The sequence below is a fragment of the Kitasatospora sp. NPDC088134 genome, from assembly GCF_044741705.1.
Lineage (GTDB): Bacteria > Actinomycetota > Actinomycetes > Streptomycetales > Streptomycetaceae > Kitasatospora.
In genome coordinates, this window is the sequence record NZ_JBIUTD010000002.1 from 251,620 (window position 1) to 278,390 (window position 26,771).

General features: G+C 75.8%; 19 protein-coding genes. 13 read left to right on the forward strand and 6 right to left on the reverse strand.

Annotation, left to right across the window (positions count from 1 at the left end; all coding sequences use genetic code 11):
* Positions 1-9: 9 nt before the first annotated feature.
* The 3 genes from ACIOHG_RS04735 to ACIOHG_RS04745 all read right to left on the reverse strand — a co-directional run bounded on the left by ACIOHG_RS04735 (position 10) and on the right by ACIOHG_RS04745 (position 1,432).
* Positions 10-285 (reverse strand): hypothetical protein, encoded by a 276-nt coding sequence (locus tag ACIOHG_RS04735; protein ID WP_400945279.1) that lies wholly within the window; start codon positions 283-285, stop codon positions 10-12.
* A 122-nt stretch (positions 286-407) separates the two neighbouring features.
* Positions 408-635 carry a DUF3107 domain-containing protein gene (locus ACIOHG_RS04740; protein ID WP_400945281.1) on the reverse strand — a complete coding sequence of 76 codons (228 nt, stop codon included), beginning with the start codon at positions 633-635 and terminating at the stop codon, positions 408-410.
* Positions 636-775: 140 nt separating this feature from the next.
* On the reverse strand, positions 776-1,432 hold the full coding sequence (locus tag ACIOHG_RS04745) for a TetR/AcrR family transcriptional regulator (RefSeq protein WP_400945283.1): 657 nt from the start codon (positions 1,430-1,432) through the stop codon (positions 776-778).
* A 234-nt stretch (positions 1,433-1,666) separates the two neighbouring features.
* On the opposite strand from ACIOHG_RS04745, the gene ACIOHG_RS04750 reads away from it, so the two are divergent.
* The 5 genes from ACIOHG_RS04750 (at position 1,667) to moeZ (ending at position 7,955) form a co-directional block, all read left to right on the forward strand.
* Positions 1,667-2,584, forward strand: coding sequence for an alpha/beta fold hydrolase (locus tag ACIOHG_RS04750; RefSeq protein WP_400945285.1), 918 nt, complete (start codon positions 1,667-1,669; stop codon positions 2,582-2,584).
* 286 nt (positions 2,585-2,870) lie between these two features.
* A complete protein-coding gene (locus tag ACIOHG_RS04755; protein WP_400945287.1) occupies positions 2,871-4,601 on the forward strand; it encodes a DUF3492 domain-containing protein in 1,731 nt (576 codons plus the stop codon).
* Positions 4,598-5,590: a hypothetical protein gene (locus tag ACIOHG_RS04760; protein WP_400945289.1), complete on the forward strand. Its 993-nt coding sequence runs from the start codon at positions 4,598-4,600 to the stop codon at positions 5,588-5,590. Before ACIOHG_RS04755 ends, ACIOHG_RS04760 begins: the two co-directional genes overlap by 4 nt.
* Before the next feature lie 82 nt (positions 5,591-5,672).
* Positions 5,673-6,617 carry an NAD-dependent epimerase/dehydratase family protein gene (locus ACIOHG_RS04765; protein ID WP_400713237.1) on the forward strand — a complete coding sequence of 315 codons (945 nt, stop codon included), beginning with the start codon at positions 5,673-5,675 and terminating at the stop codon, positions 6,615-6,617.
* Positions 6,618-6,776: 159 nt separating this feature from the next.
* Positions 6,777-7,955: an adenylyltransferase/sulfurtransferase MoeZ gene (gene moeZ, locus ACIOHG_RS04770; RefSeq protein ID WP_400945291.1), complete on the forward strand. Its 1,179-nt coding sequence runs from the start codon at positions 6,777-6,779 to the stop codon at positions 7,953-7,955.
* A gap of 72 nt (positions 7,956-8,027) precedes the next feature.
* On the opposite strand, the gene ACIOHG_RS04775 is transcribed toward moeZ, so the two are convergent.
* Positions 8,028-8,729: a TetR/AcrR family transcriptional regulator gene (locus ACIOHG_RS04775; RefSeq protein ID WP_400945293.1), complete on the reverse strand. Its 702-nt coding sequence runs from the start codon at positions 8,727-8,729 to the stop codon at positions 8,028-8,030.
* Between the two features lie 150 nt (positions 8,730-8,879).
* On the opposite strand from ACIOHG_RS04775, the gene ACIOHG_RS04780 reads away from it, so the two are divergent.
* Complete coding sequence (locus ACIOHG_RS04780) at positions 8,880-9,803, forward strand: NAD-dependent epimerase/dehydratase family protein (RefSeq protein WP_400945295.1); 924 nt, start codon at positions 8,880-8,882, stop codon at positions 9,801-9,803.
* Between the two features lie 165 nt (positions 9,804-9,968).
* Here the strand turns inward: ACIOHG_RS04780 and ACIOHG_RS04785 are convergent, their stop codons facing one another.
* Positions 9,969-12,743, reverse strand: coding sequence for a lysylphosphatidylglycerol synthase domain-containing protein (locus ACIOHG_RS04785; RefSeq protein WP_400945297.1), 2,775 nt, complete (start codon positions 12,741-12,743; stop codon positions 9,969-9,971).
* Positions 12,744-12,885: 142 nt separating this feature from the next.
* Between ACIOHG_RS04785 and ACIOHG_RS04790 the strand changes: the two genes are divergently transcribed.
* From ACIOHG_RS04790 to ACIOHG_RS04805, 4 genes are all read left to right on the forward strand, one after another.
* A complete protein-coding gene (locus ACIOHG_RS04790; protein WP_400945299.1) occupies positions 12,886-13,260 on the forward strand; it encodes an MGMT family protein in 375 nt (124 codons plus the stop codon).
* Positions 13,261-13,330: 70 nt separating this feature from the next.
* Positions 13,331-16,600, forward strand: coding sequence for an ATP-dependent helicase (locus tag ACIOHG_RS04795; RefSeq protein WP_400945301.1), 3,270 nt, complete (start codon positions 13,331-13,333; stop codon positions 16,598-16,600).
* Entirely contained in the window at positions 16,587-19,922 is a 3,336-nt protein-coding gene (locus tag ACIOHG_RS04800; protein WP_400945303.1) for an ATP-dependent DNA helicase, read from the forward strand. Before ACIOHG_RS04795 ends, ACIOHG_RS04800 begins: the two co-directional genes overlap by 14 nt.
* Before the next feature lie 263 nt (positions 19,923-20,185).
* Complete coding sequence (locus tag ACIOHG_RS04805) at positions 20,186-21,307, forward strand: PP2C family protein-serine/threonine phosphatase (RefSeq protein ID WP_400945305.1); 1,122 nt, start codon at positions 20,186-20,188, stop codon at positions 21,305-21,307.
* 213 nt (positions 21,308-21,520) lie between these two features.
* Here ACIOHG_RS04805 and ACIOHG_RS04810 read toward each other — a convergent pair whose 3' ends face one another.
* Complete coding sequence (locus ACIOHG_RS04810; protein ID WP_400945307.1) at positions 21,521-22,429, reverse strand: endonuclease/exonuclease/phosphatase family protein; 909 nt, start codon at positions 22,427-22,429, stop codon at positions 21,521-21,523.
* A 77-nt stretch (positions 22,430-22,506) separates the two neighbouring features.
* On the opposite strand from ACIOHG_RS04810, the gene ACIOHG_RS04815 reads away from it, so the two are divergent.
* Genes ACIOHG_RS04815 through ACIOHG_RS04825 form a run of 3 tightly spaced genes read left to right on the forward strand, consistent with a single transcriptional unit; the run spans position 22,507 to position 26,742 of the window.
* The gene (locus tag ACIOHG_RS04815; protein WP_400945309.1) at positions 22,507-23,136 is read left to right on the forward strand and encodes a PadR family transcriptional regulator; all 630 of its coding nucleotides are present in this window, start codon (positions 22,507-22,509) and stop codon (positions 23,134-23,136) included.
* 16 nt (positions 23,137-23,152) lie between these two features.
* On the forward strand, positions 23,153-23,917 hold the full coding sequence (locus tag ACIOHG_RS04820; protein ID WP_400945311.1) for an ABC transporter ATP-binding protein: 765 nt from the start codon (positions 23,153-23,155) through the stop codon (positions 23,915-23,917).
* The gene (locus ACIOHG_RS04825) at positions 23,914-26,742 is read left to right on the forward strand and encodes an FtsX-like permease family protein (protein ID WP_400945313.1); all 2,829 of its coding nucleotides are present in this window, start codon (positions 23,914-23,916) and stop codon (positions 26,740-26,742) included. Before ACIOHG_RS04820 ends, ACIOHG_RS04825 begins: the two co-directional genes overlap by 4 nt.
* Positions 26,743-26,771 lie beyond the last annotated feature (29 nt).

Below are 26,771 nucleotides of genomic sequence, written 5' to 3' on the forward strand. Positions count from 1 at the left end.
ACTCCCCGGTCAGACGTGGCGGTGCCGGCCGTGCGGCTTCGGCAGCAGGTCCGGCCGGGCCGGCACCGACACCAGCAGCAGCGAGGCCACCGCGGCGACCGCGAGCTGGGCGAGCGGCGCCCGCCCGTCCAGCACGTAGTGGCTGATCCGCCCGGCCAGCACGGCGGCGACCAGCGCGGTGCCGACCGGCAGCGCGCGCGGGCCGGGGAACAGCCCCGGCCGGACCTGCAGGGCGCCCAGCCCGACGGCCAGGCCGATCAGGACGAAGGCGATCGTCTCCCACACGGCTGCCTCCCGGGGCGTGCGACGCTGCGGCAGCACTCCGCCTACCCGCCCGGGGGCGCCGGTACGCACAGCACGGCGCCCCGTCCCCCCGGGCGGGGGAACGGGGCGCCGGGAACGCGGGCTCAGAGCGTGCCGAAGCCGACCTTGCGGACGGACGGCTCGCCGATCTCGACGTAGGCCAGCCGGTCCGCCGGGACCAGCACCTTGCGGCCGTGCTCGTCGGACAGCGAGAACAGCTTGCTGGTGCCGTCCAGGGCCTTGGCGACCGCGTCCGCGACCTCTTCGGCAGATTGCGCGCTCTCCAGGACGATCTCCCGGTTCGCGTTCTGCACCCCGATCTTGACCTCCACGGCTTCCGTCCCTCCGGTAGCTGGCCGCGCGCGCCCCTGCCGCCGTTCGCGGTGGGCGCGCCGTACGGGCTCACCTTAAGGCAGCGCGGACGCCCGCAGGCGAAGGTCGGGGGCCGCTCCGCTCAGGGCCGAATCCGCAGTCAGTCGCCGACGGCGTTCGGGCCGTCCTGGGTCGGGTGCATCGGGAAGCCCTTCAGGCCGCGCCAGGCCAGGCTGGCCACCAGCCGGACCGCCTCGTCGCGCGGGATCTCGCCGTCCTGGGTGAGCCAGTACCGGGCGGTGATCTGGGCCAGGCCGCAGACGCCGACCGCGAGCAGCTTGGCCTCGGCCTCCGGCAGGTCGGTGTCCTCGGCGATCACCTTGGAGACCAGGGTGGCGCTCAGGTCGGTGGCCCGGTCGACCCGCTCGCGCACCGCCGGGTCGTTGGTCAGGTCCGACTCGAAGACCAGCCGGAACGCGCCGGACTCGCTGGAGACGTAGTGGAAGTACGCCTCCATGGTCGCGGCGACCCGCTGCTTGTTGTCGTTGGTCGCCTCCAGCGCTGCCCGGGTGCCGTCCACCAGGGCGTCGCAGTGCTTGTCGAGCAGCGCGAGGTAGAGCTCCAGCTTTCCCGGGAAGTGCTGGTAGAGCACCGGCTTGCTGACCCCGGCCCGCTCGGCGATGTCGTCCATGGCCGCGGCGTGGTAGCCCTGGGCGACGAACACCTCCTGCGCGGCTCCGAGCAGTTGTTCACGGCGGGCGCTTCGCGGCAGGCGGGCACCGCGCGGGCGCTCCTGCGCCTCCTGGACGGCCGTCACGGCGCTCCTCACTTCACGGTCTGCGATGGGCTGGCAAGGTGATTGATTCTACTTTTCGGTAACCCGTTTGTGCGCGGGTGAAGCCGAGTAAAGCGCACAACCGCCCCTTGTCGGGAGCCCACAATACGACCCGGACCTGGACTGTCCACAGGTCGAGACGGGCCCGCGACAGGGCCGTGACCGGCCGGGGCGCGCACCGGCCGCCACCTGGGCCGGTCACTACCATCGTCGTCCATGAGCGCCGCCCCGCACCCCCTCGCCGCCCTGGAGCCGCACCGCACCGTCCAGGTGCCCGGCGCGGAACTGGCCGTCAGCCGCCACTCCGCCCCCCGCCCCGAGCTGCCGCCCGCGCTGTTCGTGCACGGACTCGGCGGTTCCGCCGACAACTGGCTCGAACTCATGGACCTGCTCGCCGACCGGGTCGACGGCGAGGCGGTCGACCTGCCCGGCTTCGGGCACTCCGCCCCGCCGCTGGACGGCAACCTGTCGGTCTCCGGGCACGCCCGCGCCGTCATCGGGTACCTGGAGGAGTCCGGCCGCGGGCCGGTCCACCTGTTCGGCAACTCGCTCGGCGGCGCCGTCTCGGTCCGGGTCGCCGCGCTCCGCCCCGACCTGGTCCGCAGCCTCGCCCTGATCTCCCCGGCGCTGCCCGAACTGCCCCCGCAGCGCACCGCCTGGCCCACCGGCCTGCTCGCCGTCCCCGGCGTCGCCGAACTGGTCCGCCGCCGCGGCCCCGCCGCCGACCCCGAGACCGCCACCGCCGACCTGCTGCGCCTGGTCTACGCCGACCCGGCCGCGATCCCCGCCCACCGCCGGGCCCGCGCGGTCGCCGAGTACCGCCGCCGGGCCGCCCTCCCGTACGCGCTGGAGGCGCTGGCCGGCTCCGCCCGCGGCGTGGTGACCGCCTACACCGAGCGCGGCGAGCAGTCGCTCTGGCGGCAGGCCGAGCAGGTCGCCGCACCGGTGCTGCTGGTCTACGGGATCAAGGACAAGCTGGTCTCCTACCGCTCCGCCCGGCGGGCCTGCGCCGCGTTCCGGGACGCCCGGCTGCTGGTGCTCCCCGACTCCGGGCACGTGGCCATGCTGGAGCACCCCGCACCGGTCGCCCGCGCGGTGCGCGAACTGCTCGCGGAGGCCGACGGCCGCCGTTGAGCAGGGGCGCGCGCGGGGCGCACCCGGCGTGAACGCCGAAAACGGAGCAGGCGCGCACGAGGTCACGGCCGTTCACCCGATGGGGTGGTAAGCCGGGCCGGGCCCCTAGGGCGTCCGGCCCGGCGCTCTACCTTCGTGTTGTCGGACCGAACAGGTGTGGGGGGCGAGACGGCGAGGGCGGCGGCCGCGGGGAGCGGACACCGGCCGAACGGCCGTCGAGCACGGACGCACTCCCCTGTGTCGTAGGGCCGGAACCCCGTCGAAACGCTCTTGCTCTGGAGGCGTCGTGCGCATCGCTCTGCTCACCGAGGGCACCCTCACCACCGCACAGCGTGACGCGGGCGGCTGGTGCGGCCGCCTGGTCGACGGCCTGCCCGAGCACGAGTTCCGGCTCTACCGGCTGCTCCCCGCCGACCGCCCCGCCCCGCCCACCGGCGTGCCCGGCCTGCACGGCGTCCACGAACTGCCGATGTGGGGCCGCCGCCCCGCCGGGCGCGGGCCGACCGCGCTGCGCCGCCGGGCCTACGTCCGGGCGTACGAGGAACTGGTCCGGGCGCTGGTCGGGCCCGGCGGGCGGGACGGGTTCGGGCCCGCGCTGTACCGGCTCGCCGAACTCGGCCGGGAGGACGACGCGCTGCCCGCGTTCCTCGCCTCCGGCCACGCCCACCGCGCCCTGGAGCGGATCTGGCGGATGCCCGGCGCCGACACCGCCGGCGGCCAGCCGCTGGTCTGCGACGTGCTGGTCGCCGCCGACCTGCTGGAGCAGTGCCTGCGGCCGCTCTCCGCGCCCTGGTACGGCACCGGCGCGGCCGGGCTCGGCGGCGCCGATCTCTGCCACGTGGTCGGCGGCGGCCCCGCCGCGCTGCCCGCGCTGGTCGCCCGCCGGCTGCACGGCGTCCCGTTCGTGGTCACCGAGCACGGCCTGCACCTGCGCGAGCAGTACCGCGGCTACCGCTCCGCCCCCTACCGCTGGCCGGTCCGCGCCCTGCTGCTCGCGTTCTTCCGGCAGCTCACCGAGGAGACCTACCGGCAGGCCGCCGCGCTCACCCCCGGCAGCGCCTACGACCGGCAGTGGCAGCAGCGGGTCGGCGGCGACGAGGCCCGGACCCGGATCGTGCCCGAGGGCACCCCCGCCACCGGGCGGCCCGCCGCCGGCGAGGAGCCCGCGGCGCCCACCCTGGTCTGGGCCGGTGCGCTGGAGCCCGGCCGCGACCCCGAACTGATGCTGCACGCCTTCGCCCAGGTCCGGGCCGAACTGCCCGCGGCCCGGCTGCGGATGTACGGGCAGGAGGGCGCGCCCGGCTACCTCGCGCACTGCGAGGCCATCGCCGAGCGGCTCGGCATCGCCGGGGCGGTCGACTTCGCCGGGCTGCCGGAGAGCCCCGCCGCCGCCTGGGAGAGCGGCAGCGCCGTGGTGTTCAGCGCGCTCGCCCAGCGCAGCCCCCGGCTGCTCGCCGACGCCATGCTGTCCGGCCGCGCCGTGGTCGCCACCGAGGTCGGCGTCGCCCGCGAGGTGCTCGGCCCCGCCGGACTGCTGGTGCCGCCGCGCAGCCCGCGCGCCCTGGCCGGGGCCTGCCTGGCGCTGCTCACCGACCACGAGCGCCGCTCCCGCCTCGGCCTGGCCGGCCGGCTCCGGGCGCAGGAACGCTTCGCCGTGGAACCCGTGGTCGGCGCCTTCCGGGAGATCTACCTCGACCTGGTCTCCCGCTACCCGGCCTTCCCGGCCCGCCCCGGCACCCCGGCCCGCCCGTTCGCGCGGCCCGCCGAGTACTGGGTGGCCGGCTCCGCGAGCACCGCCCCCGCCCCGGCGGGCGAGCCGTCCGCCGCGGGCGGCGAGGCCGGGCCGGAGGCCGCCGGGCGGGCGGAGACGGCCGGACCGGCCGGCGGGCCGGGCCGGGTGGTGACCGTCGGGTCCGCCGTGCGGACGGTGACGGCCGGCTCGGTCGCGGCCGAGGTCCGGAAGCGGGCCGGGGTCACCCTGGTCAAAGCCGGGCCCGCGCTCGCGGAGGCGCTGTGACCCCGCCCCCCGCCGACCCCGTCCGCGAACTCCTGGACAGCAACCGGGAGTTGTGCGAACAGGCGATCGACCCGCTGGAGATCGCCGCCGCCCTGGAGGACGCCGGCCTGGCCGTCGACGGGGCCGCCCGCTACCGGCACGCCGACGTGTTCGGCCTCGCCGAGGAACTGCACGCCCGGGTGCCGCGCCGCCCGCCGCGCGAGCCGCTGCCGCCCGCCGACCCGCTCGGCCGGCTGCCCGCCGCCGCCCTCCGGGGCGCCGCCGCGCACCTGCTGCCGCTGCTGCCCGCGCTGGCCCTCGGCGGCCTGCCCGGCGGCGCGCTCGCGGTGCTGGCCGGGGCCGGGGCCGCCGCGCTCACCGCCCCGCCGGCCCCCACCGCGCCCGGCCCCCCGCCGGGCCGCGACCCCGACGACGGCCTGACCCGGCCCGCGCCGCCCGCCCCGCCGCCCCGCCGCCCGCCCTGGGCGGCGCTCGGCCACGGCGCCGGCACCGGCCTGCTGCTCGCCCTGCTCGCCGCCGCCGCGCCCGGACCGGCCGTCGCCGCCGCGCTCGGCGGGGCGAGCGCCGGCTGGGGCGCGGCCTGGCTGCGCCGGCACGGCCGGCGGCAGACCGCGGCCGCCACGCTGGGGGAGTTCCGCTCCCGGCTGCGGCCCGTCCTGCCGCTGGCCGTGCTGGCACAGCTCGCCGCCCTCACCGGGCTCGGCTGGGCCGCCGCCCGCGACCGGCCCGCCACCGCGGGGGCCGCGCTGCTGGTGCTCGGCACGCTGTGGCTGCTCGCCGCGGCGGTCCGCGACGCGGGCCGTCCCGGCACCGCCGCCACCGCCGTGCTGACCGCCGCGACCGGCGCCGCCGTGCTCTCGCTGCCCGGCCCCGCACACTGGCTGGGCGCCCCGCCCGCCGGCGGCCTGCTGGCCGCCGGCCTCGGCCCCGCGCTGCTGCTGGCCGGCTGTGCCTGGCCGCTCAGCACCAGGCCGGGGGCGTACCGGTGAGCGCGGGGCGGGCCGGGGACGTCGTCGATCAGATCGTGTTCCGCCCGGCCGGTGCCGGGCCCGATGGAAGGACTTGGACCCGATGAGGGTGCTGCTGCTGGGGGCCGACGGGTTCATCGGCCGGCGGGTGGCCGACCGGCTGCTGGCCGAGGAGGGGCTCCAGGTGACCGTGCTGGGCCGGGGCGACTCCGCCGACATCAGGTTCGACCTGGCCGCGGGGAGTCCGGGCGCGCTGGCCCGGTTCCTGGACGCGGTGGCCCCGCAGGTGGTGATCAACTGCGCCGGGGCCACCTACGGGACGTCGCGGAACCTGATCCGCTCGAACACCCTGGCGGTGGCCACCGTCTGCGAGGCGATCCGGCGCAGCCGGGAGCCCGCCCGGCTGGTGCACGTCGGCTCGGCGGCCGAGTACGGCCCGGCGCAGCCCGGCGGGCCGATCCCGGAGAGCGCCGAGCCGCGCCCGGTCGGGCCGTACGGGGTGTCGAAGCTGGCGGGCACCGAGCTGGTGCTCAGCTCGGGCCTGGACGCGCTGGTGCTGCGGGTGTTCGACGTGGTCGGGCCGGGCGCGCCGACGGCCTCGCTGTTCGGGCGGCTGGCGGAGGGCCTGCGGCGGGCGCTGGAGCAGGAGGAGAGCCAGGTCCGGATGCCGGACCTGTCCGGGCACCGGGACTTCGTGGACGTCCGGGACGTGGCGCGGGCGATCCAGGCGGCGGCGGTCTCGGCCGCCACCGGGGTGATCAACATCGGCTCCGGCCACGCCGTCCGGGCCCGCGACGCCGCGCACCTGCTGGTCCGGGCGTCCGGTTTCGAGGGCACCGTCACCGAGGACGCCCGCCAGGTGGTGCTGCCGGCCCAGCACGCGGGCGCGGAGGGCCTGCGGGCGGCCGAGGCGCGGCCCGCGGTGGAGCCGGTGCAGTGGCGGCAGGCGGACGTCCGGACCGCCCGGGACCGTCTCGGATGGCGGACGCAGGTGCCGCTGGAGGAGTCGCTCGGTGACGTCTGGCTGGAGACCGCCTGCCGGGTCTGAGGGCGAACGGCCCGGCCTGACCAGGGGGTTGACGGGGCGGGTGGGGTCTCGGCATCCGGCGCCGGGCATCTCACCCCGTGGACCTGCTGTCTTGGAATACCCCCGGCACGTGACACTGTTGGCGTAGTCGAAGAGAACCTGACGACCATCGGAGCCCCCGTGTCGCTGCCACCCCTGGTCGAGCCCGCCGCCGAGCTCACCGTCGAAGAGGTCCGCCGGTACTCCCGCCACCTGATCATCCCCGACGTGGGCATGGCCGGGCAGAAGCGGCTGAAGAACGCCAAGGTGCTGTGCGTCGGCGCCGGCGGCCTCGGGTCGCCGGCCCTGATGTACCTGGCCGCCGCCGGTGTCGGCACCCTCGGCATCGTCGAGTTCGACACCGTGGACGAGTCGAACCTGCAGCGGCAGATCATCCACGGCCAGTCCGACATCGGCCGCTCCAAGGCCGAGTCCGCGCGCGACTCGGTCCAGGAGATCAACCCGCTGGTCGAGGTGGTCCTGCACAACGAGCGCCTCGACAACGACAACGTGCTGGAGATCTTCTCCGGCTACGACCTGATCGTCGACGGCACCGACAACTTCGCCACCCGGTACATGGTCAACGACGCCGCGGTGCTGCTCGGCAAGCCGTACGTGTGGGGCTCCATCTACCGCTTCGACGGCCAGGCCAGCGTCTTCTGGGCCGAGCACGGCCCCTGCTACCGCTGCCTCTACCCGGAGGCCCCGCCGCCGGGCATGGTCCCGTCCTGCGCCGAGGGCGGCGTGCTGGGCGTGCTGTGCGCCTCGATCGGCTCGATCCAGGTCAACGAGGCGATCAAGCTGCTGGCCGGGATCGGCGAGCCGCTGGTCGGCCGGCTGATGATCTACGACGCCCTGGAGATGCAGTACCGCTCGGTGAAGGTCCGCAAGGACCCGAACTGCGCCGTCTGCGGCGAGAACCCGACCGTCACCGAGCTGATCGACTACGAGTCGTTCTGCGGCGTGGTCTCCGAGGAGGCCTCGGAGGCGGCGATCGGCTCGACGATCACCTCCAAGCAGCTCAAGGAGTGGATCGACAACGGCGAGAACATCGACATCATCGACGTCCGCGAGATCAACGAGTACGAGATCGTCAGCATCCCGGGCGCCCGCCTGATCCCGAAGAACGAGTTCCTGATGGGCACCGCCCTGCAGGACCTGCCGCAGGACAAGCGGATCGTGCTGCACTGCAAGACCGGCGTCCGCTCGGCCGAGGTGCTGGCCGTGCTGAAGGCCGCGGGCTTCTCCGACGCCGTCCACCTGGGCGGCGGCGTGGTCGGCTGGGTCAACCAGATCGAGCCGCACAAGCCCAGCTACTGATCGTCGCGTTTCCGGGGCCGCCCGGTCGGGAGTCTCCGCTCCCGGCCGGGCGGTTCCGCGTGGTGCGGGTGCTCAGCCGGCGGTGAGGCCGTGCAGGGCGCCGGTGCGGCGCATCCGGTGGTCGAAGAACGGGCGCCCGTCGGCGGTGACCCGGGCCAGGTGGCCGAACAGCTCCAGCGAGACCGCGCCCAGCAGGTCGCTCCAGGCGCCCAGCGCGGCCACCACCAGGTGGTCGGGCAGCTCGGCGGGCAGCCGGTCCAGCAGCGGGGCGAGCGCCGCCCGGGCGGCCGCCGGGACGGCCGGGTCGCCGACCGGGCGGTAGGCACCGGCCGCGGCCGCCTCCGCGAACAGCCGGCCGACCAGCAGCGGCAGTCGGGTGCCGGGCCCCGTGGTGTCCGCCGGGGCCGCGTAGCCGGGCACCGGGGAGCCGTGCACCAGCGCGAACTCGTGCGGGTGGGCCAGCGCCCAGTCCCGCACCGCGTGGCAGACCGCCAGCCAGCGCGCCGGGTGGTCGCCGGCCGGGGCCGCCGCCGCGGCGTCCGCGGCATCGCCGAGCGCGTCGAAGGCGTCCGCGATCAGGGCGGTCAGCAGGGCGTCCCGGCCCGGGTAGTAGCGGTACAGCGCGGAGGCGGAGACCAGGCCGACGTCCCGGGCCAGCGTCCGCATGGACAGCCCCGCCGGGCCGTCGGCGGCCAGCTGGCGGCGGGCGGCGTCCTTGATCTCGCGGGTGAACTCGGCGCGGACCCGCTCGCGGGGGGTGGGGGCCTTCGGCATGCGGGCCATCATCCCAGCGGGCGAGAACAGCGGCAACTTTCGGGCACGGCGTTCTTGGTCGAGAACATCGTTCTTGACGCGAGGTCGGCGCTGCGCCAGGCTGGGCGCGAGCGAGAACGCCGTTCTCCCGGACCCCGAGTGGAGCCCCGCATGAGCACGCACCTGGTCGTCGGCGCCGGACCGGTCGGCTCCGCCACCGCCCGGCTGCTCGCCGAACGCGGCGAGGACGTCGCCGTGGCCACCCGCACCACCGCCACCGCCCGCCCCCTCGACGGCATCCGCCGCCTCCACCTCGACGCCGCCGACCCCGACGCGCTCACCGCCGCCGCGACGGGCGCCGCGGTGCTCTACAACTGCGCCAACCCGCCCTACCACCGCTGGCCCGAGACCTGGCCCGCCCTCGCCGCCGCCCTGCTGACCGCCGCCGAACGCACCGGCGCCGTCCTCGCCACCGTCTCCAACCTGTACGGCTACGGGGCCGTGGAGGGCCCGATGAGCCCCGCCACGCCGCTGCGACCCAACTCCGCCAAGGGGGAGGTGCGCGCCGCGATGTGGCGCGAGGCACTGGCCGCGCACGAGGCCGGACGGGTCCGGGTCACCGAGGTCCGCGGCTCCGACTACCTCGCCCCCGACGCGGTCAGCGCGCTCGACTCCCGGGCCTTCGGCCGGGCGCTGGCCGGGCGCACCGTCCAGGTCCTCGGCGACCCCGACGCCACCCACAGCTGGACCGCCCCCGAGGACACCGCCCGCCTGCTGGTCGCCGTCGGCACCGACGAACGCGCCTGGGGGCGGGCCTGGCACGTGCCCAGCAACGCGCCGCGCAGCCAGCGCCAGGTGATCACCGAACTCTGCGCGGCGGCGGGCCGCCCGGCGGTGCGCGTCACCCGCGTCCCCGGGCCGGTCCTGGCGCTGCTGGGGCTGGTCAACCCGGTGATCCGCTCCGCGAAGGAGACGGCCTACCAGTTCGAGCGGCCGTTCGTGATCGACGACAGCGCGACCCGGGAGGTCTTCGGGCTGGAGCCGAAGCCGTGGGCGGAGATGCTCAGTGAGATTGCTGAGAGTTCTGGCGTTTAGGGGCCCGGGGAACGGCGGGGCCGAGGGGCGTTGGGCCGGGGCACAGTGGGGCGCTACGGGGCTTTCGCCGAGGACCTTCGGCCCGAAACGGGGTGGCGCTTCGCAGCCTGTTGGACACCCGCCACTCGGCTCCGCCGTTCCCCGGGCCCCTGGATGGAGCCGACGTTACAGGGCCCCCTTGCGCTGGAGGACGTTGTAGGCGATCCAGCCCGGGAGGACGGGGAGCCAGAAGGTGAGGAGGCGGTAGAGGAAGACGGCGGAGGTGGCCGCGGTGGCGGGGACGCCGGCGAAGGTGAGGGCGGAGATCAGGGCGATCTCGACCGGGCCGATGCCGCCGGGGGTGGGGATCGCGGAGCCGGCCGCGTTGGCGGTCAGGAAGACCACGGCGACGGCCGCGTAGGTGACGTGTCCGCCGCCGCCGAAGGCCTGGATGGAGGCGTCCAGGCAGGCGGTGAAGGAGAGGGTCAGCAGGAGGATGCCGCCGAAGCCGGTGACCAGCTTGCGGGGGGTCTGCATCAGGTCGAGCATCCGGGGGATCACGCCGAAGAACAGGGCGCGGACCCGGGTGACCACGAAGCGGCGCAGCGGGGCGACCGCGGCGACGACCAGGGCGAGGACGGCGGCGGTCAGGACGCCGATGATGACGGCGCGGGAGGCGCCGAGGTCGCCGTTGGTCTGCGAGCCGGTGATCAGGCCGAAGGCGAACAGCAGCAGCAGGTGGCCGCCGAGGCCGGCCAGCTGGGAGGCGCCGACGGAGGCGACGGCCTGGACCGGGCGGATGCCGGCCCGCTGCAGGTAGCGGGTGTTGAGGGCGATGCCGCCGACCGCCGCGGGGGCGACCAGCTTGACGAAGGACCCGGCCACCTGCGCGGCGACGGTGCGGCCGAAGGGGAGCCGCTCGGGGACGAAGCCGGTCAGGCTCATCGCGGCGGCGACGTAGGAGAGCGCGGAGGCGGCCAGCGCGGCCGCCGCCCAGCCCCAGTTCATCTGGGAGACCTTGAACTGGTCGGGGCGGATGGTGGTGAGGGCCAGGTAGGCGGCGAAGGCCAGCGCCACCACCATGATCAGGGTCCGGGGCTTGAGCCGTTCCAGCTTCGCGGGGGCGATCGGCGCCTCGGGGGCGATCTGCAGGATCTGCGCCCGGATCCGGGAGAGCAGGTCCTCGCCGGCCTGGGCGATGTCCTCCTCGGCCTGCTGCTGGGTGCGCTCGCCGGCCGCGACCTGCTTGAGGGCGAGGGCCTGGGCGGCGGTCTTCCGCTCCTTGGTCATCCGCTGCAGGTCGCCGCGGGTCTGCCGGCTCAGGCCGACCGGTTGGAGCAGCGGCAGCGCCTCGGCGATCCGGGTGGGGCCGAGGACGGCGGTGGCGACCGCGACGGCCCGTTCGGGGCCGGTCCGCAGGGCGAAGGTGGTGAGCAGCTGGGCGACGTCGATGCGCAGGGTGAGGTCGCCGGCCGCGATGTCGCCGCCGGACAGGTTGACCAGGCAGCCGGTGTGCTCGTCGACGGCGAGCAGCGACTCGCCGGTGAGGCGGCGGTGCGCGATCCGGCGCTCGTGCAGGGTGGCGACGGAGGCCCAGAAGGAGGCCATCACCGCGTCGGTGACCTCCTCGTCGGGGAGCTCGTCCAGGGTGCGGCCGGCCACGTTCTCGTAGACCAGGATCGCGGCGTCCGGGCCGAGCTCGGAGGTGGCGACCAGCTGCGGCGCGCGGGCCCCGGAGGCGGCCGCCGCGTACGCGATCAGGGCCTCCTGCTCCAGGGCCTGGCGGAGCGACTGGGGGCTGCGGCGGACCGCGACCGAGCGCAGCCGCAGCCGGCGCCAGGCGCGGTAGAAGAAGCCGGAGGCCTGCTGCTCGCGGTCGATGATGTGGACGTCGAGGAGCGGGCCGGTCTGCTGGGTGACCAGGTAGCGGCGGGTGCCGCCGGGCGCGTCCGGGGCCAGGTGCGCGGCGGACGGGGCGAAGCCGACCTTGCGCAGGCCGATCATCAGGTGCTGCCCGGTGGGGCGGATGTTCGGCGAGCCGATCGCGTACAGCGTGCCGTACGCCACCGACCAGCCGATCAGCACGGTCAGCAGCAGCGAGAGCGGGGTGGTGTTGCCGTTGATCAGTTCGGCGGCGCCGGACAGGATCACCACTATCCACAGGGCGACCCGCCAGCGCGGCCGGCTCGACATGCCGACGGCCGTCATGTAGGCGATCACCGGGGCGAGGTAGCCGTGCACCGGGTCGGTGAGCGTCTCGCCGCCGCCCGGGGGCACCTGGGTGAGGGCGTTGCGGATCTCCTCGGGGGCGCTGGCGGCCACCCACCAGTCCACGCCCAGCGAGACGCCGTAGGCCAGCACCGAGGCGAGCACGCCGTCGGCGACCCGCAGGCCGTCCCGTTTGATCAGGCGCTCGACGGCGAACACCAGCGGCACGGTGAGGACCGCGACCGAGGAGACCAGCGCGGAGATCTTCGAGAGCACGCCGGGGATGCGGTTGGCGTTGACGGTGATGTCGTTCTCGATGCCGGTGGTGGTGGAGACCGCCACCTGGGCGAGGACGAACACCGCGACGATCCCGAGCAGTCCGGCCAGGAAGCGCAGCAGGTCGGAGGGCCGGTGCGCGCGCGGCGCGAGCAGCGGCTCGTCGACGGCCAGGAACTCGCCGGCCGGCTCCTCCTCGACCGGTGCGCCGTCCGCCGGGACATCCGCCGACCCCGGCGCGTCCGTCGGCTCCGGCCCGTCCGTCGGCCCCGGCCCGTCGTCCGGACGCTCCGGCGGCCGGTCCGGCCCGTCGTCCGGCGGCAGCTGTGCGGCCACCGCTTCCTCCCCCGTGTGGTGCGCGTCCCGCGCGCGGTGGCGCAGGTCGACCGGTGGAGCGCCCCCGCCCCCGCGGGCGGAACCGGCGGTGGCGGACTCCCCGGAGTCCTCGTCCACGTTCAATTCAGCCGTCCCGGTCATCTGGTCTTGTTCCTCGTGAGTCGCACTGCCCCGAAGATGCTGCCATGCCCGGAACCCCGGTGCGGGCCAGGGGCGGCATCCCGCGCGCCGGGTCGCTCGCACGGGGTGCGGGAAATCGACCGGATGGGGAAGAATGCGGCGGATGACCGAACCCGACGGAGCGCCCGAGATCCCGCCCTACGCCGAGGCGGTGCTCGACCTCGCCGAGCGGATTCCGCCGGGGAAGGTGATGACCTACGGCGATGTCGCCGAGTACCTGGGACGGGGCGGCCCCCGCCAGGTCGGGCGGGTGCTGGCGCTGTACGGGGCGCCGGTGCCCTGGTGGCGGGTGATCCGGGCGGACGGGCGGCCGCTGCCCGGCCACGAGCACCGGGCGCTGCCCGAGTACCGGGCCGAGGGCACCCCGCTGCGCACCGTCGGCGGCGAGCCCCGGGTCGACCTGCGGGCCGCCCGCTGGGACGGCGGGCCCGTGACCGGGGAAGGTGCGCCGGAGGGGCCTGTGGGTGCAGGATCGTAGGCTCGTCGCGGCGCGCCCGTCCCACGGGCCGCCGCCGAACCACTGAACCGCCGTACGACCCTGGACCGCAGTGACCTCACCGTTCCGCCTGGTGCGCAGCCCCCTCGCGCAGCCCGACCCGCCCGTCCTGGACGCGTTCCAGCAGGCCGTGGTCGCGCACGCGGGGGGGCCGTTGCTGGTGCTCGCGGGGCCGGGGACGGGCAAGACGACCACGCTGGTCGAGGCGGTGGCCCGCCGGGTCGCCGGCGGCACCGCGCCCGAACGCGTCCTGGTGCTGACGTTCAGCCGCAAGGCCGCGATGGAGCTGCGGGACCGGATGACCGCCCGGATCGGCACCACCGCCCCGCAGGCCACCACCTTCCACTCGTTCTGCTACGCCCTGCTGCGCGCCCACCAGCCGCCCGAGGAGCAGGCCGAGCCGCTGCGACTGCTGTCCGGCCCCGAGCAGGACGTGATGGTCCGCGAACTGCTCGCGGGCGGCGCCGAGGACACGAAGGCCGGGACGGCCAGCATCGGCTGGCCGCTCGACCTGCGGGCCTGCCTGACCACCCGCGGCTTCGCCGACGAAGTCCGCGCCGTGCTCGCCCGCAGCCGCGAACTCGGCCTCGGCGAGGACGAGTTGGCCCGGTTCGCGGCGGGCGTGGAGCGCCCCGACTGGGCCGCCGCCGCGCACTTCCTGGCCGAGTACCTGGACGTCCTCGACCTGCGCGGCGTGCTGGACTACGCCGAGCTGGTGCACCGGGCCGTGCTGCTGGCCGAGCGCGCGGACGTCGCCGCCCGGCTGCGCGAGCGCTACGACGTGGTGTTCGTCGACGAGTACCAGGACACCGATCCGGCCCAGGTCCGGCTGCTGCAGCGGCTCGCGGGCGGCGGCCGGGACCTGGTCGCGGTCGGCGACCCCGACCAGTCGATCTACGCGTTCCGCGGTGCCGACGTGAACGGCATCCTGGAGTTCCCCGACGCCTTCCGGCAGGCCGACGGCCGCCCCGCCGAGGTCAAGGTGCTGCGGGTGTCCCGGCGCTCCGGCGCGGTGCTGCTGGCCGCCTCCCGGGAGCTGGCCCGCCGGATGCCGATGGGCCGCCTGCCCGCCGACAAGCTGGCCGCGCACCGCGCCCTGCTGCCGTCCCGGGAGGGCGGCACCGTCGAGGTCTACACCTACCCGACGCCCGGCGCCGAACTCGACTCGGTCGCCGACCTGCTGCGCCGCGCCCACCTGGAGGACGGCGTCCCGTGGGGCGAGATGGCGGTGCTGGTCCGGGCCGGCGCCCGGACCATACCGGGCGTGCGCCGGGCGCTGGCCGCCGCCGGCGTCCCGCTGGAGATCGACGGCGACGACCTGCCGCTGCGCGAGGAGAGCGCCGTCGTCCCGCTGCTGCAGGCGCTGCGGGTCTGCGCCGAGGGCGAGGGCGCGCTCACCGCCGACCTCGCGCACACCCTGCTGACCGGCCCGCTGGCCGCCCTGGACGGCTCCGACCTGCGCCGGCTCGGCCGGACCCTGCGTGAGGAGGAGCGCCGGGCGCTCGCCGAGGAGGGCGCGCCCGGCGTGGCCCGCCCCGCCGAGGAACTGATCCGGGAGGCCCTGGAGCAGCCCGAACTGCTCGCCCTGCTGGACGCCCCGTACGGCCGCCGCGCCTACGAGCTGGGCGTGCTGCTGCGCAAGGTCCGCGAACTGCTGGCCGGCGGCGCCTCCGGCGAGGACGCGCTCTGGGAGCTGTGGGACGGCTCCCGGCGCTGGCGCGAGCGGCTGGAGCGGGCCGCGCTGCGCGGCGGCCCGGCCGGCCGCAACGCCGACCGCGACCTGGACGCGCTGTGCGCCCTGTTCGAGAGCGCCGCCCGCGCCGAGGAGCGGGTCACCGGCCACCGCGGCGCCCTCGACCTGCTCGCCGAGATCGAGGCCCAGGACATCGCCGCCGACACCCTGCACGTGCGCGCGGTGCGCCCCGACGCCGTCCGGCTGATGACCGCGCACCGCGCCAAGGGCCTCGAATGGCGGTTGGTCGTGGTGGCCGGCGTCCAGGAGGGGCTCTGGCCCGACCTGCGCCGCCGCGGCTCGCTGCTGGAGGCCGACCGGATCGGCCGCGACGGCCTGGCCGAACCGCTCTCCCCGGCGGCGCTGCTCGCCGAGGAGCGCCGGCTGTTCTACGTCGCCGCGACCCGCGCCAAGGAGCGCCTGGTGGTGACGGCCGTCAAGGCGCCCGCGGAGGACGGCGACGAGCCGTCCCGGTTCCTGCGCGAGCTGTACCGGGAGACCGTCGACCGGCGCACCGGCCGGGTGCTGGAGCGCGTCCCGCAGGTGAAGGTCGCCGAGGTGACCTCCCGGCCGCGCCGCCCGCTGTCGGTGCCCGCGCTGGTCGCCGAGCTGCGCGCCGTCACCGTCGACCCGGACCGCTCCCCGCAGCTGCGCCGGGCCGCCGCCGAACGCCTGGCCACGCTGGCCGCCGCGCTGGACGAGGACGGCCGTCCGCTCGTCCCGGCCGCCCACCCCGACCAGTGGTGGGGCCTGGTCGACGCCACCGCCGCGCCCGAGCCGCTGCGCGAGCCCGCGGAGCCGGTCCGGCTGTCCGGCAGCGGGCTGGAGCAGCTGGAGGCCTGCTCGCTGCAGTGGTTCCTGGAGAAGGACGTGCAGGCCGGGCGGAGCGCCTCCGCCGCCCAGGGCTTCGGCAACGTGGTGCACGCCCTCGCCGACGAGGTCGGCTCCGGCCGCACCCCCGCCGACCTGGCCGTCCTGATGGAGCGGCTGGACACCGTCTGGGACGCGCTCGCCTTCGACGCCCCGTGGAAGTCCCAGCAGGAGAAGACCGAGGCCCGGGCCGCGCTGGAGCGCTTCCTGCGCTGGCACGTGCTGGAGCGCGGGCGGACCACCGTCGCCACCGAGCACGGCTTCGACCTGACCCTGGACGTCGGCGGCGTCGCGGTCCGCATCCGCGGCTCGATGGACCGGGTCGAGGCCGACGGGATCGGCCGCGCCTACGTGGTCGACTTCAAGACCGGCAAGCGGATGCCGACCGACAAGTCGCTCCCCGACCACCGCCAACTCGCCGTCTACCAGCTGGCGGTGCGCGGCGGCGCGCTCGACGGCCTGCCCGGCTTCGAGGACGGCGCGGTGCCCGGCGGGGCCGAACTCGTCCAGCTCCGCGAGCCCGCCAAGGGCGACCCCGAGGCCCCCAAGGTGCAGCAGCAACTGCCGCCCGCCGAACCGTGGGTGGAGGACCTGCTGGTGCAGACCGCCGGCAAGGTGCTCGCCGAGCGGTTCGCCCCCACCACCGGGGAGCGCTGCGGCAGTTGCGCGTTCCGCGGCAGCTGCTCCGCGCAGCGGGACGGCCGGCATGTCGTCGACTGAGCCGCGACCGGACGCCGCCGGGCCGCATCCCGACGAGCCGGAGCCGTTCGAGCCGGAGCCGTTCGAGCCGGAGCCGTTCGAGCCGCCCGTCGGGCCGCCGCCGTACCCGGACGAGCCGCCCGCCGGGCTGTCGTCGCGCCGGGCGGAGCCGCTGCAGCACCCGGCCCAGCTCCGCGAACTCCTCGGAATCCCTTTCAACGACGAGCAGTTGGCGGCCATCGGTGCACCCATGGCACCCGGCGTGATCGTGGCCGGCGCGGGCTCCGGCAAGACCACCGTGATGGCCGCCCGGGTGGTCTGGCTGGTCGGCTCCGGCGCCGTGCGCCCCGAGCAGGTGCTCGGCCTGACCTTCACCAACAAGGCGGCCGGCGAACTCGCCGAACGGGTCCGGGCCGCGCTGCTGCGGGCCGGGGTCCGGGACGAGGAGGAGGACGCGCTCGGCGAGCCGCAGATCTCCACCTACCACGCCTTCGCCGGCACCCTGCTCAAGGAGCACGGCCTGCGCCTGGGCATCGAACCCGACGTGCGGCTGCTCGCCGACGCCACCCGCTTCCAGCTCGCCGCCCGGGTGCTGCGGCAGGCCCGCGGCCCGTTCCCGGCGCTCACCGGCACCTTCAGCGCGCTGGTCGCCGAACTGGTCGCGCTGGACTCCGAGTTGGCCGAACACCTGATCGAACCGGAGCAACTGCGCTCGTACGACGAGCAGTTGCTCGACGAGCTGGCCGGCGCGAAGCTCACCAACGAGGACCTGCGGGCCGTCCCGAAGGCCGCCCGCGGCCGACAGGAACTGCTCCGCCTGGTCGAGGACTACCGGGCCCGCAAGCAGAAACTCGGCCTGCTCGACTTCGGCGACCAGATCGCCGCCTCGGCCCGGCTCGCCCAGCAGCGCACCGAGGTCGGCGGACTGCTGCGCGAGCAGTACCGGGTGGTGCTGCTGGACGAGTACCAGGACACCTCGGTCGCCCAACGCCTCATGCTGGCAGGGCTGTTCGGCGGCACCGAGGGCGCCGGGCACCCCGTCACCGCGGTCGGCGACCCCTGCCAGGCGATCTACGGCTGGCGCGGCGCCTCGGTCGCCAACCTGGACGAGTTCCCCCGGCACTTCCCGCAGGCCGACGGCGGCCCCGCGCACCGCTTCGCGCTCAGCGAGAACCGCCGCAGCGGCGGCCGCCTGCTCGCCTTCGCCAACGAACTCGCCGCCCCGCTGCGGGAGATGCACGAAGGCGTCGAGGCGCTGCGCCCCGCGCCCGGCGCCGAGCGGGACGGCTTCGTGCGGGCCGCGCTGCTGCCCACCCACGCCGCCGAGATCGACTGGCTGGCCGACTCGATCGCCCACCTGGTGCGCACCGGCACCGCCCCCGGCCGGATCGCGGTGCTCTGCCGGGCCGGCGGCTCCTTCCCCGACCTGCACGCCGCGCTGGTCGCCCGGAAGGTTCCGGTCGAGGTGGTCGGCCTCGGCGGGCTGCTCCAACTCCCCGAGGTGGCCGACCTGGTGGCCACCTGCGAGGTGCTCCAGGACCCGACCGCGAACGCCGCCCTGGTCCGGCTGCTGATCGGCCCGCGCTGGCGGATCGGCCCCCGCGACCTGGCCCTGCTCGGCCGCCGCGCCGCCGCCCTGGTCCGCACCGCCCGCTACGGTGACCAGGACCCGCTGGCCGCCGCCGTCGCCGGGACCGACCCGACCGAGGTGGTGTCGCTCGCCGACGCCCTGGAGACCTTCGTCGACGCCGAGCAGCCCGACGAGCTCCCGTTCTCGCCCGAGGCCCGGGTGCGGTTCGCCCGGTTCGCCCGGGAGATCCGCGACCTGCGCCGGGCGCTGGCCGAACCGCTGATGGACGTGCTGCACCGGGTGCTGACCGTCACCGGCCTGGAGGTCGAGTTGTCGGCCTCCCCGACGGCGCTGGCCGCCCGCCGGCGCGAGACGCTGCACTCCTTCCTGGACATCGCCGCCTCCTTCGCCGACCTGGACGGCGACCCCGGCCTGGCCGCCTTCCTGGGCTTCCTGCGCGCCGCCCAGGAGTACGAGCGCGGCCTGGACGCCGGACTGCCCGGCGGCGAGGACACCGTCAAGGTGCTCACCGCGCACAAGTCCAAGGGCCTCGAATGGGACGTGGTCGCCGTCCCCGGCCTGGTCAAGGGCGGCTTCCCGTCCGGCCAGGGCCGCGAGCGCTGGACCTCCACCCGCAAGGTGCTGCCGCACGCCCTGCGCGGCGACGCCGCCACGCTGCCCGCCGACCCGGCCTGGACCGCGAAGGGCATGGCGCAGTTCAAGAAGGAGACGGCGCAGCACGGCGAGGTCGAGGAACTCCGGCTCGGCTACGTCGCGTTCACCCGGCCGCGCTCGCTACTGCTGGCCTCCGGGCACTGGTGGGGGCCCACTCAGAAGCGCCGGCGCGGGCCGTCCGAGTTCCTGCTGGCCCTGCGCCGGCACTGCGAGCTGCCCGGCAACGGCGAGATCGAGCACTGGGCCGAGGAGCCGGCCGCGGACGCCGAGAACCCGGCCTTCGACGTCTCGGTCGAGACGCCCTGGCCGCTGCCGCTCGACCCGGAGGCCCAGCACGCCCGCCGCCGGGTCGCCGAGGTGGTCCGGCGCCGGGTGGCCGGCGCGCCCGCCCCCGGTCCCGAGCCGATGGGCGTCGAGGACCAGCGCCTGCTGGCCTCCTGGGACCGGGACCTGACCGCGCTGCTCGGCGAGCTGGAGCGCTCCCGGCGCACCGTCCGGGACGTCGAGCTGCCCGCCTCGCTCTCCGCCTCCCAGCTGATGCGGCTGGCCGCCGACCCGGACGGCTTCGCCCGCGACCTGGCCCGCCCGATGCCCCGTCCGCCCGCGCCCGCCGCCCGCCGCGGCACCCGCTTCCACGCCTGGGTGCAGTCCCGCTACGACCAGCCGCTGCTGTTCGAGCCCGAGGCGCTGCCCGGCCTGGAGGCCGACGAGATCGAGGACGAGCGCGACCTCGAACGACTCAAGGACGCCTTCCTGCGCGGCCCCTACGCCCACCGCACCCCGCACCGGGTCGAGGCCCCGTTCCAACTGGTGCTGGCGGGGCGGGTGGTGCGCGGCCGGATCGACGCGGTCTACCGGGACGCGGATCGTGGCACAGGGTCACCGCGCTACGAGGTGGTGGACTGGAAGACCGGCCGCGAGGACAGCGGCGACCCACTCCAGTTGGCGATCTACCGGCTCGCCTGGGCCGAGCAGGAGGGCCTGCCGGTCGAGCAGGTCACGGCCTCGTTCTGCTACGTCCGGTCCGGCCGGATCGAGACTCCGTCAGGACTTCCCGGCCGAAAAGAGTTGAGCGATCTTCTGATCGGGAATAGATAGAAAAGAGTCACGCAGAGCATTCAACTCGTCACGAGATCATGCGAAACCTGTGCGCCCTGCACGTTTCGTGCCTATTGTGGGGTCGGTAACCGGTCATCCTCCCGTACTCCGGCCGCCGTCAGGGCCCGCACCCCTGACCTCCCGTCAGACCCGCAGGTGCCGAGCAGCACCCGCACCTTCCGCTGGAGAGACCGACGTTGAGCGCGACCGGATGGATCAGGGGCGTCCTCCACGGCCCCACCCCAGGGCCGGTACCCAACACCGTGACCGGCACCTGGCCGAAGACCTCGCACGCCCTGCCGCTGATCGGCATGGCCCTGATCGTCTCCCTCGACCTGCTGACCAACAGCCACGTCACCGTCGAACCCGCCCTGACCGCCGTCCCCGCCCTCGCCGCCGTGGTCTCCCGCCGCACCTGGTACCCGCTGCTGGTCGGCGTCCTCGCCGAGCTCTGCGCCTTCGTGATGGCCTGGTACAACGACGTCCTCGGCCAGTCCGTGCACACCGCCACCGTCGCCGCGATCGTCCTGGTCGCCGGGATCGGCTACCTCAGCGCCACCCTCCGGCTGCGCCAGGAGCACGCCCTCGCCGAGGCCCAGCTGGTCGCCGAGATCGCCCGCCGGGTCCTGCTCCGCCCCGTCCCCGACCGGGTCGGCCCGGTCCGCGCCGCCGTCCGCTACGCCGCCGCCGCCGCGCACGCCTCGATCGGCGGCGACCTCTACGAGGTGGTCAACACCCGGCACGGCGTCCGCGCCGTCGTCGGCGACGTCCGCGGCAAGGGCCTGGCCGCCGTCGAGACCGCCGCGGCCGTCCTCGGCGCGTTCCGCGAGGCCGCCCACCAGGAAGCCGCCCTCGACCGGGTGGCCGGCTGGCTCGCCGTCAGCCTCGACCGGGCCCTGCACGAGAACGAACACCCCGGCGTGGACGAGGAGTTCGTCACCCTGGTGCTGATCGGCGTCCGCCCCGACGGCGTGCTGGAGATCGCCAACTGCGGCCACCCCGCGCCCGTCCTGCTCCGCGGCGAGCAGCCGCCGGCGCTGCTCGCCGCCGACGAGACCGTCCCCCCGCTCGGCGTCCTCGACCCCGCCGACGTCTGCCCGCCGCTCCAACTCCTCACCGCCGAGCCCGGTGACCGCATCCTGCTCTACACCGACGGCGTCATCGAGGCCCGCGACCACCGCGGCGCGTTCTACCCCCTCACCGACCGCCTCCCGCACCTCGCCGACGGCGGCCCCGTCGACGTCCTGCACCGCCTCCACGACGACGTCGTCCGCCACGTCGGCCACAAACTGGGCGACGACGCGGCCATGCTCATGCTCCAGTTCGACCCGATCACCGTCCCGCCCCAGGCGCTGCACCCGACCGAGGCCGGGAAGCGCTCCTAGCTTCCAGGGGCGGGAGAAATCAGGGGCCCGGGGAACGGCGGGGCCGAGGGGCAGTGCGCCGGAGCACAGTGGGGCGCCACGGGGCGTCGGCCAAGGACCTTCGGCCCGAAACGGGGTGGCGCTTCGCGGCCCGTCGGTCACCCGCCCCTCGGCGCCGCCGTTCCCCGGGCCCCTGGAGCTTCGCTCCCGGCGAAGCCCAGTGGCCCCTGGATCTCACACCTCGATGTCGACGACCAGGGGGCGGTGGTCGGACACCCCCGTGCGGGGGGCGGCCACCGAGCCGACGGTGTTGCGGGGGACGCCGATGCCCAGGATGTGGTCGAACTGGACGGTGGGGCGGTGGGAGGGGTAGGTGGGGGTGCGGGCCAGGTCGTACCAGCCCTGGAGGCGGGTGCGGCGGGCGGTGCGGACGCGTTCGCGCTGGGCGGTGCGCTGGATCGCGTGCGCGGAGCCCAGCACGGTGCGCGGGACGGCCCCGATCAGGTTGAAGTCGCCGAGCACCAGGTAGGGCTGGGGGAGGTCGGCGATCCAGCGCCGGATCGCGGCGAGCTGGGCGACGTTCCACCCCGGGACGAAGGACAGGTGCGCGGCGACCACCGTGAACTCGCCGCCCGGCCCGGCCAGCACCGCGGCGAGGGCCGCCCGCGGCTCGTCCGGAACGGGCGTCAGCCCGCGCCGCCCGGCCACCCGGAGCGGGAGGCCGAAGGGGGCGGGGGCGAAGCGGCGGGCCCGCCAGTGCAGCACCGGGAGGCGGGTGAGCAGGGCGGTGCCGTACGAGGGCCGGGAGTCGTCGGCGAGGTCGCCGGGCCCGTACACGGCGAGGCCGGGCTGCCCGGGGTCGGTGACCCAGCCCGCGGAGGGGGCGGGGACGCCGTGCAGGGCGGCGGCGAAGCGCCAGTCCGCGGCGCCGAGGGCCTTCGCGGCGACGGCCGCCTGGTCGGTGCGGCCGGAGCGCTCCTGGTACCGGTCGACCTCCTGGAGGGCGAGCACGTCGGCGTCGAGCGAGGCGACGGCCGCGGCGAGTGGGGCGCCGGGGTCGGCGGGGTAGGGCGCGGGGCTGCCGTCGGGGGCGAGCGGTTGGCCGTGCAGCAGGTTGTACGTGGCGATCCGCAGTGTGGTCACGCCGTCGACCGTACCGGGCCTTCGTGAACCGGGACGCAGCTTGAGCGGGGGAACCATACCGGGTATACATACTCGGTATGTCGATCCGTCACGGCCTGCTCGCCCTGCTCGACCAGGGCCCGCGCTACGGCTACCAGCTGAGAACCGAGTTCGAGGCCCGCACCGGGGCCACCTGGCCGCTGAACGTCGGGCAGGTCTACACCACGCTGGGTCGCCTGGAGCGGGACGGCCTGGTGGAGTCCGCCGGGGAGGACGGCGAGGGCCACCAGTTCTACGCCGTCACCGAGGAAGGACGCGCGGAACTGCGCCGCTGGTTCGACACCCCGGTGCCGCGGACCAGCCCGCCCCGCGACGAGCTGGCGATCAAGCTGGCGATGGCGGTGACCGTCCCGGGGGTGGACGTCGCCGCGGTCGTCCAGGGGCAGCGCCGGCACAGCATGAAGGCGCTCCAGGACTACACCCGGCTGAAGGGCCGCGCCCTGGCCGCGGACAGCGGCCCGGGCGGCGGTTCGAGCAACGACCTGGCCTGGCTGCTGGTGCTGGAGCAGCTGATCTTCCAGACCGAGGCGGAGATCCGCTGGCTGGACCACTGCGAAGCCCGGCTCGGCCAGCACGCCGAGCGCCTGGCGGCGGCCGAACCCGCCGCACCCGTCGACGCGCCGCCCGCCCGGCGCGCCGTCAAGAGCCGCGCGCGCGGCCGACTCTGAGACTCCTGGGGGAGCGATGAACGCACAACTGAAGCCGGCCGACCCCGTCCTGCACCTCGACCGGGTGAGCCGGGTGCACGGCCACGGCGCATCCGAGGTCAAGGCGCTGCGCGCCGTCGACCTCAGGGTGTACCCGGGCGAACTGGTGGCCGTGATGGGCCCCTCCGGTTCCGGCAAGTCCACCCTGCTGACCCTGGCCGGCGGCCTGGACAGCCCCACCGACGGCCGGGTCGTGGTCGAGGGCGTCGTCCTCGGCGAACTGGGCCGCAAGCAGCTCGCCGCCGTCCGCCGCCGCTCCGTCGGCTACGTCTTCCAGGACTACAACCTGATACCGGCGCTCACCGCCGCCGAGAACATCTCGCTGCCCCGCGAACTGGACGGCATGTCCGCCCGGTCCGCCCGCCGGGAGGCGCTCGCCGCCCTGGAGGAGCTCGGCATCGCCGAACTCGCCGACCGCTTCCCCGACGACATGTCCGGCGGCCAGCAGCAGCGCGTCGCCATCGCCCGCGCCCTGATCGGCGAGCGCCGCCTGGTGCTCGCCGACGAGCCCACCGGCGCCCTCGACTCCACCACCGGCGAGTCCGTGCTCGCCGTGCTGCGGGCCCGCTGCGACGCCGGCGCCGCCGCCATGATGGTCACCCACGAGGCCCGGCACGCCGCCTGGGCCGACCGCGTGGTGTTCCTGCGCGACGGCCTGCTGGTCGACGAGACCGCCCGGCAGGACGCCGGCAGCCTGCTGGTCACCGCTGCCCACAACGCGCGCAAGGGCGCGGACCAGTGAGGCCGAGCGCCTGGCGCGCCGCCCTCCGGATCGCCCGCCGCGACGCCCTGCGGGCCAAGGGCCGCAGCGCCCTGGTACTGGCCATGATCGCCCTGCCGGTGCTCGGCGTGGCCGGCGTCGACGTGGCCGCCCGCAGCGCCCAGCTGGAACCGGAGGAGCGGATCGCCCGCACCATGGGCACCGCCGACGCCCGGATCGAGATGTACGCCCCCGGCGGCACCGTCCTCCAGGCCCCCGACCCCGAGGAGGACATCCGCGACAACCTCCCGGCCGCCGGACAGCAGCGCACCGCCGAGCAGCAGCGCAGCGCCGAGACCGACCCGGCCAAGCTCGTCACCGAGCTGTTGCCCGGCACGACCCCGGTGCCGGTGGGGCCCGGCCCGCGCACCACGGCCAGCACCAAGGAGGGCCGGATGACGGTCCAGACCGCCGAGGCCGACCTGGGCGACCCGGTCTGGCACGGCCTGGTCGGCATGGTCCGCGGCACCCTCCCCGCGAAGCCGAACGAGATCGCCGCCACCCAGGCGTTCCTGGACCAGTCCGGGTTGCGGCTCGGCGACACCACCACCCTGCACGGCCTGGAGAGCAGGCCGTACACCATCACGGCCGTCGCCGAGTACCCCAACGAGCTCAAGGACACCGTCCTGATCGCCCGCCCCGGCGCGCTGATCGCCCCGCTGCACGAGGCCGCTCCCGAGCGGTCCGACTTCGTCGCCCACCGGCACGCCTGGTTGCTGAAGCTGCCCGCCGGGACGGTGCTGGACTGGCCCAAGGTCCTCGAACTCAACAAGTACGGCTTCAAGGTGGCCGCCAAGGCCATCCTGCTGCACCCGCCGGCCCGCGCCGACGTGCCGCTCTACCGGGAACCGCAGTACGGCGGCGCGCCGAACAAGACCGGCCTGGCGGTCGCCGCAGTGGTGGCCGGCATGGCGCTGCTGGAGATCGTGCTGCTCGCCGGACCGGCGTTCGCCGTCGGCGCCCGCCGCTCGCGCCGCCAGCTCGGCCTGCTCGCGGCCGGCGGCGGCGACCGCAGCCACGTCCGGGCCGTGGTGCTCGGCGGCGGCGCGGTGCTCGGCCTGGCCGGCGCGCTGACCGGCCTGGTGCTGGCGGTGGTCCTGGTCCTGGTGTTCCGCGCCGACGCCGAGGAGCTCGCCGGACGCCGCTTCGGCCATTTCGACCTGCAACCGCTCGACCTGCTGGCGATCGTCCTGGTCGGCCTGGTCACCGGCCTGCTGGCGGCCGTGGTGCCCGCCGTCCAGGCCGCCCGGCAGGACGTCGTCGTCGCCCTCACCGGCCGCGGCGGCATCAAGCCCGCCAACCGGATCGTCGCCGTGATCGGCGCCCTGCTGGTGATCGGCGGCGCCGCGCTGGCGATGCTCTGCGCGGTCGCCAACGTCGCCATCGTCCCCGGCCTGCTCGGCGGCTCGGTGCTCGCCGAGATCGGCATGCTGCTCTGCACCCCGCTGCTGATCGGCCTGTTCGGCCGGCTCGGCCGCTTCCTGCCGCTCAGCCCCCGGCTCGCCCTGCGCGACTCGGTCCGGCACCGCGGCCGCACCGCCCCCGCGGTCGCCGCCGTGATGGCCGCGGTGGCCGGCGCCGTCGCGGTCGGCATCTACACCACCAGCTCCACCGAGGAGTCCCGCCAGCACTACCGGCCGCAGGGGCCGACCAACACCGTGACGCTGCACGCCGGTTGGGGCCCGACCGCGGACCAGGGCCAGCTGCCGGTGATGCGCGACGCCGTCGAGGGTGCCATCCCGAACCTCGGCGAACGGGCCGACGTCGGCAGCTTGACCCCGGCGGGCGGCTGCGCCTCCGGCGCCCGCTGCGGCTACGTCCGGGCCGTGCTGCCGGAGGCCAAGCGCTGCCCCGCCGACCTGGCCCGCACGCCCGAGGAGTTCGAGCAGGCCCACCAGGACCCGCGCTGCAAGGACCGCAGCGGCCGGGAGCCCTCCCTGCCGAGCGTCTTCGGCACCACCGTGGTCGGCGACCCCGCGCTGCTGCACACCCTGTTCGGCCTGCACGACCGGAACGCCGAACAGGCCCTGGCCGCGGGCAGGACGCTGGTGTTCCAGCCGGACTACGTGGTCGACGGCAAGCTCGTCCTGGAGATCACCGAGGCGTACGACGAGAAGGCCGCGGCGGGCGACGGCAACTACCGGCCGAAGACCACCCAGATCACCGTCGACGCCCTCCAGGTGGACTCCCCGACGCCGTACGGCATCGCCCTGATCGGCAGGCAGGGCGTCGAGAAGGCCGGGCTCGGCAGCCGCGCCGAGGGCTCGCTCTGGCTCCCCGCCGCGACGCCCTCCGACCAGGCGATCCAGAAGGCCACCGGCTCGCTCGCCAAGCTCGACGACAACGCGATGCTCGAGGTCGAACGCGGCTTCCGGCCGGAGACCGACCTGGTCACCCTCGGCCTGACCGGGTTCGCCGCCCTGGTGGCGCTCGGCGCCGCCGGCATCGCCACCGGCCTCGCCGCCGCCGACTCCCAGCAGGACCTCGCCACCCTCGCCGCGGTCGGCGCGGGCGGCGGCATCCGCCGCCGGCTGTCCGGCTTCCAGTGCGGCGTGATCGCCGCCATGGGCGCGGTGCTCGGCCTGCTCTGCGGCGCCGTCCCGTCGATCGCGCTCCGGCTGTTCGAAGCCTCCAGTCGGCAGGGCTACGTCGGCGCGGGCACCTTGGAGAAGCAGAAGATCGACCCGGTGATCGCGATCCCGTGGGGCGAGCTCGGCCTGATGGTGGTCGGACTGCCCGCCGTCGCGGTGCTGCTGGCCGCGCTGCTCACCCGGTCCCGGATCACGCTCGGCCGCCGGGCCGCCTGAGGAACGGGGGGAACGGGGTGACCGTGCTC